This is a genomic window from Synechococcus sp. H70.1 (assembly GCF_047502705.1).
In the GTDB taxonomy this organism is placed as follows: Bacteria; Cyanobacteriota; Cyanobacteriia; order Thermostichales; family Thermostichaceae; genus Thermostichus.
The window spans coordinates 34,197-44,240 of record NZ_JANSIV010000036.1; the positions used below are offsets into that span (position 1 = coordinate 34,197).

Sequence of the window (10,044 nt, forward strand, 5' to 3'; positions counted from 1 at the left end):
TCCTAGGAGGTTGAGGCGGTGAGGCGTTGCAGGGTAGGGATGAAGTCAGGGTAGGAAATGCGGGCACAGTCAGCCCCTCGGAGAGTAGTAGATCCCTGGGCAGCTAGGGCAGCCACCATGAGACTCATAGCGATGCGGTGGTCGGCGTGGCTGTCCACCTCGGTCCCCTGCAGAGGGATCCCCCCTCGAATTTCCAGGCCGTCGGGATACTCAGTAACCTGAGCGCCCATCCGGCTCAGCTCCTGGGCCATAGCTGCCAAGCGGTCGCTCTCTTTGACCCGCAGCTCTGCCGCATCGCGAATGACCGTGATCCCCTCGGCAAAGGCCGCCGCCACGGCCAAAACCGGGATCTCGTCGATTAGCGTGGGAATGAGATCGCCACCAATGCTGCAGCCCCGCAAGCGAGCCGAGCGCACCCGCAGATCCCCCAGGGGTTCACCTGCAACTTCCCGGCGGTTTTCAATGGAAATATCGGCCCCCATCTCCTGCAACACCTGCAGCACGCCGGTGCGGGTGGGATTGAGGCCCACGTCCCGCAGCAGCAATTCGCTCTCCGGCACAATCGAGGCGGCCACCAGCCAAAAGGCTGCCGAGCTGATGTCCCCTGGCACCTGAACTGTCTGGCCCACCAGGCGGGATCCTCCCACCACAGCCACGGTTTTCGCCGCCGTATCCACGTGGATCTCGGCACCAAAGGCCCGTAGCATCCGCTCCGAGTGGTCGCGGGAAAGGGCCGGCTCTGTAACTTGCGTGGTGCCTTCTGCCAAAAGGCCCGCTAGCAGCAGGCAGGATTTTACCTGGGCCGAGGCCACCGGCGAGTGGTAATGGATCCCCTTTAGGGATCCCCCCTGCACCGCCAAGGGCGCCAAGGTGCCCCCCGCCCGCCCCCAAATGCTAGCCCCCATCTGCCGCAGCGGCTCCACCACCCGTCCCATGGGCCGCGAGCGCAGGGAGCGATCCCCAGTAACAGCAAAAAAGCGGCCCCTCTGGCCGGCTAGGATCCCCAGCATTAGGCGCAAGGTGGTGCCAGAATTGCCGGCATCCAACACCTCTGCTGGCTCTTGCAGGCCGTCCAAGCCCACCCCCCGGATGCGCACACATTCGCTGTTAAGCTCGGGGATCTCGACTCCCAAAGCCCGAAAGCAAGCTGCTGTACTGCGGGGATCCTCCCCCAGCAGCAGCCCGCGAATGACGGTTTCCCCTTCCGCTATGGATCCCAGCATTAGGGCGCGGTGGGAAATGGACTTATCGCCGGGGATGTTTACTTGACCGCGCAGGCCGCGGGCGGGCGAGAGCGTCAGGAGGTCGGCAGAAGAAGCAGTGGTCAGCACAGCAGCCGTGACAATAGACAAAGACAAAAGCCGTCTTAATCATACGTTAGGCTGAAACCCGCCCTGCTCTTGCCGGCGGTCGGCCTTGCCCGCAGAGGATGGATCCTGAACTCCTGGAAGACAGCCCGTCTTTTGACGGCAGCCGAGCCTATCCCCGAGGATGGGCTTAACAACATGGATTCCTCGGTCGGGGCCTGGCCTCGGCCTTTTTTTGCAAGCCCTTATGTTGTGAATGCTAGCGTTTGATGGTACTAGAGTTCCCTACCGATCCTGCAAGGGGTAAAGCTAGCCCGTTGGGCGGGGAAAGAAGCAAAGCCACCCCCTGCACCTATGGACTTGGCAAGAGCTCAGCTTGAGGAAATGCCGCTGTACCACCACGAGTCCGTTTTGACGGAGGCAGTGGTGGCCTACCTGCACCCTCAGCAGGGTGGCACCTTTTTGGACGTGACGTTAGGTGGCGGTGGACATAGTTTGGCGCTGCTGCAGAAGGGAGCAGAGCGCGTGGTGGGGCTGGATCGGGATCCGATGGCTCTGGAGGCGGCTCGGGCGCGCTTGGCTGCAGCAGGGATCCCCCAGGAGCGCATTCAGCTTTGGCACCTCAACTTCGCTGATTTTGATCTGCAGCGGCACGGCTTCCGGGATGAACAAGGGCAGGGGATCCCTTTCGATGGCATCGTGGCCGACCTGGGGGTGAGCTCGCCCCAACTGGACTGCCCCGAGCGGGGCTTTAGCTTTCGCGCCGAGGGGCCGCTGGATATGCGCATGGATCCCACCGCCAGTCAGGAAACGGCCGCCGATTGGGTCAATTGCCGGCCAGTCGAAGACTTGATTGACATCTTTATCCGCTATGGCGAGGAGCGCTTTGCCCGCCGCATTGCCCACCACATCGAACGCTCCCGCCCCCTTTTTACCACCACCCAACTGGCTCAGGTGGTCTGGCAGGCGGTGCCGCCGGCAGCGCGGCGAGGTCGCATCCATCCAGCCACGCGAGTCTTCCAGGCCCTGCGCATTGCCGTCAACCGAGAGCTGGAGGCCCTAGAAACCCTGCTGGCCCAGGCTCCCAATTGGCTAAAACCCGGCGGCAGATTGGCTGTAATCAGCTTCCACAGCCTGGAAGATCGCCTAGTGAAATGGGCCTTCCGCACGGATCCCCGCTGGCAGGTGCTCACCCCTAAACCCTTGTGCCCTTCGCAGGAGGAAAAGCTCCACAATCCCCGGGCCCGTTCTGCCAAGCTGCGCGTGGCCGCCCGCAGCAGTTAGGTAGGTGCCCTGCACCCTTGGGGGCACTCGGCGCAGGGATCGGATAGAGTAGGGCCGAGGGATCAGTAAGTGCTTGGTAGGTGAGGGGTAGACCCTATGCTCAGCCAACCTTTGAACCCAAACCGTGGTCTCAGCTCTCTCTGGCAGGCCCAAGCTGCGACTTTGGTTCCCTACCCTCCCTCCCAGAGAGCTCTGTCCCCTGCTGCTTACCAAGACAGCTCCCCTCAGCCCTTGAAACCAGCCCATCCCCGCCGCTGGGAGCTCACCTGGAAAGAGCATCTCCTATGGTGGCACCGGACCTCTACTGGCCTTGCCATTGCCTCAGGGCTAGCGGTGCTGAGTGTCTATAGTTGGACAGTGCATACCCAAAGCCAATGGAGCCAGCGCTACCAGGTTTGGCAGCGGCTACAACGCCATGAGCAGCAGTTTCTCCTCACTCAAGAATCCATCGCCAATTCTCTGCGAGAGATTGCCGAGCGCTCCGAGATGGTTCCTCTGGTGCCGGAGCGGATGATCGAGGTTCCCATCGCTCCCCCTAGCCCAGCTTCTGGGCAGCGTCAGAATACCTCTCAACCAGCTAGGCCCTTTTATCCAGTTGGGTATTGAGCAATCGGTTGCAACAGCTGCAGCTAGACCTTTAGGGCGCCGCTTGATTCACGGGAAACTGCTGCCATTCCTGGCGGATTCGCTGCAGCCTCTGTAGCAGCTCTTCCCACTGTTCGTCCTCAATGAGCTGCTTCATGGTCTCCAACTCAGCCTGGTAGCTGCCTAGAGCAGCCAGCAGGGCCTGCCGGTTGTAACGGGCCATCTCCAGGCCTAACTGGGGCACCCCACCGCCAACCCGACTGGTATCGCGAAAGCCACTGCTGGCCAAGGTGCGGGCTAGGGCTAGAACCTCCTGGTCCTCCTCTTGGCTGACGGCAGCAATTAGGCCAGCCCCTACCATAACCGGCAGATGGCTAATCCAGGCCACTGCCTGATCGTGACGGACAGGATCAGCAAGGACAACTTTGGCACCTACTGCTGCCACTAGCTCCTGCATCACAGTAAGAGCTTGGGGCTGCGTCTGGGGAATAGGAGTAAGCACATAGGGTCGCCCCAGAAACAAGTTAGCCTCCGCCGCCTGGATCCCTTGCAACGTCTTGCCCGCCATGGGGTGCCCCCCCACGAATAGGGGCCATAGCGCCGTTGCCGGCCCAACAATTGGCTGCTTGACTGAGCCGACATCGCTCACCACTGTCTGGGGTGATAGATGGGGCACCAGGGCCTCCAGGGTGGCCAACACGTGCTCCAGGGGGGTACAGATCACCACCACCTGAGGATTGAAAAGCGTCAGCTGCGCCACCTCGGTTCCGCAGCCCTGAACGGCTCCTCGTTCCAGCGCCCTTTGGCAGGTAACCGGGTTGCGGCTGATCCCCCAAACGGAGTACCCCTCCTCGGTAAGCTTGAGGGCTAGAGATCCGCCGATCAGTCCCAACCCGACGATGGCAATGCGCATGCGGTCTCCAGGAGGTCAAGGCTTTGCAGCAGGGGGAGACTACCTTTTGGGATTTCTTCACCTCAAAAAATCAATTCTGCCCCATGAAGGACCTACAGGGGAGGGATCCAGCCGCTAAGATGGAAGGGTGAACTGGGTAACCCCCATAAAACAGTTCGCCCGCATCTTTCGTCTCAGGAGGGGACCGTGCTTCATCGTAGGATCTATCAACTCAGCCGCGAAGGCAAGGAGGTGTGGATCTACCTGCGCGATCAGGGACGCTGGCTGGAGCGAGCCAAGATCCTCGATATCGAGGGGGACACTATCCTGGTTCGCTACGAAACAGAGGATGAAGAGGAGATTTGCTCCTGGGAGGAGATGATTCGTTTGGAGAGCATTGGGGCTGTTGCTCAGCGCCTTTCCACCATCCCAAAAGGAGTGCATAGCACTTCTGATTTACCCACAGCCGAAGAGTGCCCTCCTGCTGAGCTCCTCCATTTGCCAGCCCCCCCTCGCGTCACAGAGCCCCTCGACGAAGAGCGTGCTAGCGGCGAGCGCCTTGGGGAAGAGCCGGATCGGGAAGCCTCTGCCCTTCGCGAGAGCGAAATGGAGTCTCTGCTGCCGCTTCGCTTGAACGGAGAAGACCTCAAACGGGTAGACCGTTGCCGCAATGACCCAGAGGGTCAGCGGGAGAGTAACCACGACTAAGCTGAAGTCTTCCCAACGCAGAAGCCCTTCTGCCAGAGGGCATGCTCGGCAGGGATCAACGGCGAGGGGGCTGTAGAGCTCCTCTAGGCGCAGCTCTAGTCGAACTTGCCCACTGTGCAGGCTAATCTTCCCCTGGCAAGTCAACTGGCCAAGCAACTGCCTCTTGACCCGGTGGCCTTTGTTCCCCCGCTGTGAGTTCTTGGGGCAGCGGTGGTATAATGAAGGCTAGCCTTGGTAAGGCCTGGAAAAGCAAGGGCGGTTAGCGCAGAGGTAGCGCACTTCCTTCACACGGAAGGGGCCACAAGTTCGAATCTTGTACCGCCCATTTCAGTTCCTCCACCGCCTAGCTCCCTACCCTTCAAGCAGAGTCTCTAGCCGGTTGGCAGCAGGCAGCTTCCTTGGGCAAGTGCTTTGGCCTAGGTAAGGCAGCTAAAGGGCTCCCCTACCTGTAGCCAAAAGCCAGGAGATGCTTCATGAGTCCTTTCACCAACCCTCCCCAAGCATTGGCTGCCGGCGAGTTTTTTACTTAGAGGAGACAACGGGAGCCTACAAAGTTAAGACATCGATTATCACCTTTTACAGCAGAATTTGAAGTCAAGCATTTGATCTCAAATTTTCCAAGGGTAAGTGGATCTTTGGATACAGCCCCTACCAGAGAGCGCTTCTAAAAGCTAAGCTCCAAAACAGCAAATCCTATCCAACATCCTGCGTTGTCAGGACCTTCACCGGCGAAAAACACAAGCGCAAGGCCCCCAATGGCAAAATTGTTTTGATCCCGACTAAGGAGCTAAGAACGGCCCCAGGCAGGTTATTAGGCTAACTCCAGAGGAATGCTTTGCCTGCCACAATACAGATGCCCGAGCAGGAGAGCCACTCCCCATCGAGCAAGAGGTCAAGTTCTTGTAGTAGCAGCAGTGGGAGTTAGGAAACGCTGCTAGGGCTAATCCCACAGGACTAAGGCCATGTAGGTTAACCCCAATCAAGAGCTTGGCTCCAAGCGCAACAGGGATCCGTTAGGGGCATCGGTCAATAAGTAGAGCAAGCCATCCGGGCCCTGGCGCACATCCCGGATGCGACCCACCGCCCCCTCCAGCAGGCGCTCTTCTGCCACCACGCGATTCCCCTCCAAAACCAGGCGTGCCAAATGCTGACCGGCCAGCGCTCCCACAAAGAGATTGCCCCGCCACTCAGGAAAGACATCTCCCGTGTAAAAGGCCATGCCAGAAGGGGCAATGGAGGGCGTCCAGTGCAGCAGCGGCGAGGCCAATCCAGGAGCTGCTGCTAGTCCCTTGCCCACTGGTTCGCCGCTGTACTCGCGGCCGTGGCTAATCAAAGGCCAGCCGTAGTTAACGCCAGGGGCCAAGATGTTGATTTCGTCCCCACCCTGCGGCCCATGTTCGTGTGTCCAAATCGCCCCTGTCTTGGGGTGGCGAACCATTCCCTGAATGTTGCGGTGGCCATAGGTAAAAATTTGCGGCAAAGCCCCTGCTTTTCCAACAAAGGGGTTGTCTGGCGGGATCCCGCCTGTATCCGTAACGCGCAACACCTTGCCGGCAGCATCCCCCAGATCCTGGGCCCGATCCCGCTCGCCGCGGTCGCCGGTGCTGATGTAGAGAAATCCTTCTTCGTCAAAGGCCAGGCGGGAGCCGAAGTGCTGTTGGGCAGGGGTTTTGCGCTCCATGTCAAAAATCACTTCCAGATCCTGGAGTTCTCTTTCTCTCAGACGGGCCCGCGCCACCCGCGTCCCCCCGCCGCCTGGCCCAGGGGCCGCATAGGACAAGTAGATCCAGCCATTCTTCTCGTAGTTGGGGTGTAAGGCAATATCCAGTAGCCCTCCCTGGCCGCGGGCAAACACCTCTGGCACCCCAGCGATGGGCTGGGGATCCAACCCCTGGTCGGTAACTCGGCGCAGGCGGCCTGGACGTTCGGTCACCAGGATTGTCCCGTCTGGCAGAAAGGCCATCCCCCAGGGATGCTCTAACCCGGTTGCCAACGTCACCACCCGAAAGCGCTGCTTCGTTTTGGCTCTGGGCAACGCTTGGGCGTGATCCCCCTGTTGCAGAGACATGACCGTTTCCGGGCTGACCGGGTAGGCCCCCACGGCAGCGGGGAGGGGCAACCCTCCCAAAAGCAACAGCAAGGAGAGGAGTTTTATCGCCGGGATCCTCAGAGCCATTGCCACCTTGTTTTCGCGATGGATTTTGAGGTATTGCTGCTGCTTTTCTAACTCTTCTAGCAAAGATGTACCGATAGGAGCAGAGTTGGCTGCCCACAAGAGTGGGGAGTTTCCTATGCCCTTGCGGCCTTGGGTTAGCCTTGAGAGCAGCATCTGCCCCCAAATCATGCTGGAAGCTAGCGAGATCTTCGGCCAGCCCCAGAGGCAAACCTGTGGATCCCTGCAGGAACTCCAGATCCACCCCAGGGGGATCCGTCTCCTCTGTACTCAGGGCTGCTGGTCTGTGCAGGTGCTCACCCCTCGTCTACTGCGGCTGCGCTTTAGCCCCAGCGGCGAGTTCTTGCCCCGTCGTTCTTGGGATGTGGCTTTGGCGGATGAAGAGTGGCCGCCGGCTCCTTTTGAGCTGCAGGAAAGCCCCACCCAAATCCACCTCAGCACTTCTCTGGTGCAACTGCAGATCGACCGGGATCCCCTCCGCTTCAGCTTTCGGGATCCCCAAGGGCAAATCTTCTGCGCCGATATCTCTGGGGGCCTCAGTTGGGGATCCGAGAGCATCCGCCTGGTTAAATCCCTCCACCCCGCCGAGCACATCTACGGCCTGGGAGAACGGGCTGGGCTGCTTAACAAACGGGGCCGGCGCTACAGCCACTGGACCCGCGACTCCTGGGGCTACGACGCCCACAGTGACAACCTCTATCTGGCCATTCCCTTTGTCTTGCTCCTCCGCCCTGGCCTCTGCTACGGCCTCTTCCTCCACTGCACCCACTGGAGCCAGTTTGACCTAGGCCAGGCGGATCCTGAACAGTGGGCCATCGAAGTGCGCGCCCCCGAGCTGGACTACTACCTTATTTACGGCCCTACCCCCCCTTTGGTCCTCCAGACCTACACCCAGCTCACTGGGCGCATGCCCCTGCCTCCGCTCTGGGCTCTCGGCTACCAGCAGTGCCGCTGGAGCTACGCCAGTGCTGCTCAGGTACAGAACATTGCCGAGCAATTTCGCCGGCGCCAGATCCCCTGCGATGTCATCTACCTGGATATCGACTACATGCGCGGCTACCGCGTCTTCACCTGGGATCCCCGCCGCTTCCCCGATCCCGTCCGCCTCACGGCCCAGCTGCATGAAGCTGGCTTTCGAGTGGTGGCCATTGTGGATCCCGGCGTCAAGTTTGATCCCGAAGCCGACTACGCCGTTTTTGACGAGGGCCTAGCCCAAGACTTCTTCATTCGCCGCGCCGACGGCCACCTCTTCCACGGCTATGTTTGGCCGGGCAAAGTCCTCTTTCCCGATTTTTTACGCCCCGAAGTGCGGCAGTGGTGGGGATCCTGGCAGCGGGTTCTTACCGAAGCCGGTGTGGATGGCATCTGGAACGACATGAACGAGCCAGCCCTCTACGACCGCCCCTTAGAAGATGGGGGTCAAATTGTGGACATCCCCCTCGATGCTCCCCAAGGCCCCCCTGAAGAGCGCACCACCCACGCCGAGGTGCACAACCTCTATGGCCTCCTGATGGCCCGCGCCTCCCGCGAGGGTCTAGAACAGCTCTGCCCCAACCAGCGCCCCTTTGTCCTTACCCGCTCCGGCTTTGCCGGGATCCAGCGCTGGGCTGCCGTCTGGACAGGAGACAACCAGTCCTCCTGGGAACACCTGGAGATGTCCCTGCCCATGCTCCTCAACCTGGGCCTGTCAGGGGTTGGCTTTGTCGGCGCCGACATCGGTGGCTTCGGGGGCAACGCTACTCCTGAACTGTTTGCCCGCTGGATGCAAATGGGGCTCCTCTACCCCCTCATGCGCGGCCACAGTGCTCGGGGGACTCGCCCCCACGAGCCCTGGGGCTTTGGCCCCGAAGTGGAAGCCATTGCTCGGCAGACCATCCAGCTGCGTTATCAACTGTTGCCCTACCTCTACAGCCTCTTCTGGGAGTCCAGTCAAACCGGCTCCCCCATCCTGCGCCCCCTGTTCTACGAATTCCCCGACGATCCCCAGACCTACGAGATCTCAGACCAAGCCCTGCTGGGACCCGCCCTCCTAGCCGCCCCCGTCGTCCGCCCCGGCGTCCGCTGCCGCGCTGTCTATCTCCCGGCAGGCACCTGGTTTGACTGGTGGACAGGCCAAGCCCACAGCGGCCCTGGCTATGTGCTGGCCCCCGCCCCCCTTGAGCAACTGCCTCTCTTTGTGCGCAGCGGCTCTATTCTGCCCTTAGCTCCCCCCTGCCAGTCCACCGCTGACCTGCGCCGTGACCAACTGCGCCTTAAACTCTACCCCGGTGACGGCAGCTTTACCCTCTACGAAGACGACGGCCAAACCCTCGCCTACTCAGGCGGCCACTGGGCCACCACCACCTTTCGCCTGCACCAGCAGGCCAGCCAGCTCCTCCTGGAAATTGGATCCCGCCAGGGCACCTGGATCCCTCCCGAGCGCACCTGGATTCTAGAACCCCTTGGCCAGGCCCCCCTCCTCTTGCCCGACAGCGGCCAGGCCCAGCAGATCTGCCTGCCCAGTTCGGAAAGATCTCGCCCTTAGTTAACCGCCCTCACTGCCTCCAGGAGCTCGCGGTTGTCCCGCTTGAAGATAGGCAGCCACTCCACATGCTGGTAGCGCAGGATCCCTTGGCTGTCCACCACAAAGTAGGCTCGCCGCGTCCCCAAAAAACTGTCCACTCCATAGAGCTGGCTTACCTTCCTATCCACATCGCTTAGCAGAGGAAACTCTAGCTTCAGCTGCTCTGCAAAAGCTTCGTGCTTGGAGACAGGATCACTGCTGATCCCCAAGATCTCGCACCCTGCTGCTCGAAAAGCTCCCCAGTCCTCCCGGAAACAGCGCATCTCGCTTGTGCACACTGGCGAAAAGTCCGCTGGGTAAAAAGCCAGCAGCACTTTGCTCTTGCCCCGATAGGCCCCCAGCGAGATCTGGGCTCCCTTGGGAATTCCTTTTCCAACCGCAGGCAGGCTAAAGTCAGGGGCTGGCATTCCAATCTCGATCTTCATAAAGCTGTCCGATCCCCTCTGAGCTCACTTCCCCAGTCTAACGGTGGCCTGCTCTAAAAAACCCGCTTTGGGGTACTTGACGTTGAGGGGTGGTGTGGGATAGGGTA

General features: G+C 60.6%; 7 protein-coding genes, 1 tRNA gene and 1 pseudogene. 5 read left to right on the forward strand and 4 right to left on the reverse strand.

Annotation, left to right across the window (positions count from 1 at the left end):
* Nucleotides 1–2: 2 nt before the first annotated feature.
* Nucleotides 3–1,346 carry a 3-phosphoshikimate 1-carboxyvinyltransferase gene (gene aroA / locus NW827_RS02695; protein ID WP_414503310.1) on the reverse strand — a complete coding sequence of 448 codons (1,344 nt, stop codon included), beginning with the start codon at nt 1,344–1,346 and terminating at the stop codon, nt 3–5.
* Between the two features lie 315 nt (nt 1,347–1,661).
* On the opposite strand from aroA, the gene rsmH reads away from it, so the two are divergent.
* Together rsmH and NW827_RS02705 are read left to right on the forward strand one after the other, a co-directional pair.
* Complete coding sequence (rsmH, locus tag NW827_RS02700) at nt 1,662–2,591, forward strand: 16S rRNA (cytosine(1402)-N(4))-methyltransferase RsmH (RefSeq protein ID WP_414503308.1); 930 nt, start codon at nt 1,662–1,664, stop codon at nt 2,589–2,591.
* 231 nt (nt 2,592–2,822) lie between these two features.
* Nucleotides 2,823–3,197: a hypothetical protein gene (locus NW827_RS02705; RefSeq protein ID WP_414403733.1), complete on the forward strand. Its 375-nt coding sequence runs from the start codon at nt 2,823–2,825 to the stop codon at nt 3,195–3,197.
* A gap of 31 nt (nt 3,198–3,228) precedes the next feature.
* Here NW827_RS02705 and NW827_RS02710 read toward each other — a convergent pair whose 3' ends face one another.
* On the reverse strand, nt 3,229–4,089 hold the full coding sequence (locus tag NW827_RS02710) for a prephenate/arogenate dehydrogenase (protein ID WP_414403732.1): 861 nt from the start codon (nt 4,087–4,089) through the stop codon (nt 3,229–3,231).
* Nucleotides 4,090–4,275: 186 nt separating this feature from the next.
* Here NW827_RS02710 and NW827_RS02715 point away from each other — a divergent pair.
* Both NW827_RS02715 and NW827_RS02720 read left to right on the forward strand, forming a co-directional pair.
* Nucleotides 4,276–4,566 (forward strand): annotated as a pseudogene (locus NW827_RS02715) (DUF6679 family protein); the annotation flags it as partial.
* Between the two features lie 463 nt (nt 4,567–5,029).
* Nucleotides 5,030–5,101 (forward strand) — tRNA-Val (locus NW827_RS02720).
* Between the two features lie 654 nt (nt 5,102–5,755).
* On the opposite strand, the gene NW827_RS02725 is transcribed toward NW827_RS02720, so the two are convergent.
* Nucleotides 5,756–7,015, reverse strand: coding sequence for a PQQ-dependent sugar dehydrogenase (locus NW827_RS02725; RefSeq protein ID WP_414403731.1), 1,260 nt, complete (start codon nt 7,013–7,015; stop codon nt 5,756–5,758).
* Between the two features lie 52 nt (nt 7,016–7,067).
* Between NW827_RS02725 and NW827_RS02730 the strand changes: the two genes are divergently transcribed.
* A complete protein-coding gene (locus tag NW827_RS02730) occupies nt 7,068–9,473 on the forward strand; it encodes a glycoside hydrolase family 31 protein (protein WP_414503309.1) in 2,406 nt (801 codons plus the stop codon).
* Here NW827_RS02730 and NW827_RS02735 read toward each other — a convergent pair.
* Nucleotides 9,470–9,937 (reverse strand): peroxiredoxin family protein, encoded by a 468-nt coding sequence (locus tag NW827_RS02735; protein WP_414362717.1) that lies wholly within the window; start codon nt 9,935–9,937, stop codon nt 9,470–9,472. The two genes, NW827_RS02730 and NW827_RS02735, sit on opposite strands and share 4 nt — an antisense overlap.
* Nucleotides 9,938–10,044 lie beyond the last annotated feature (107 nt).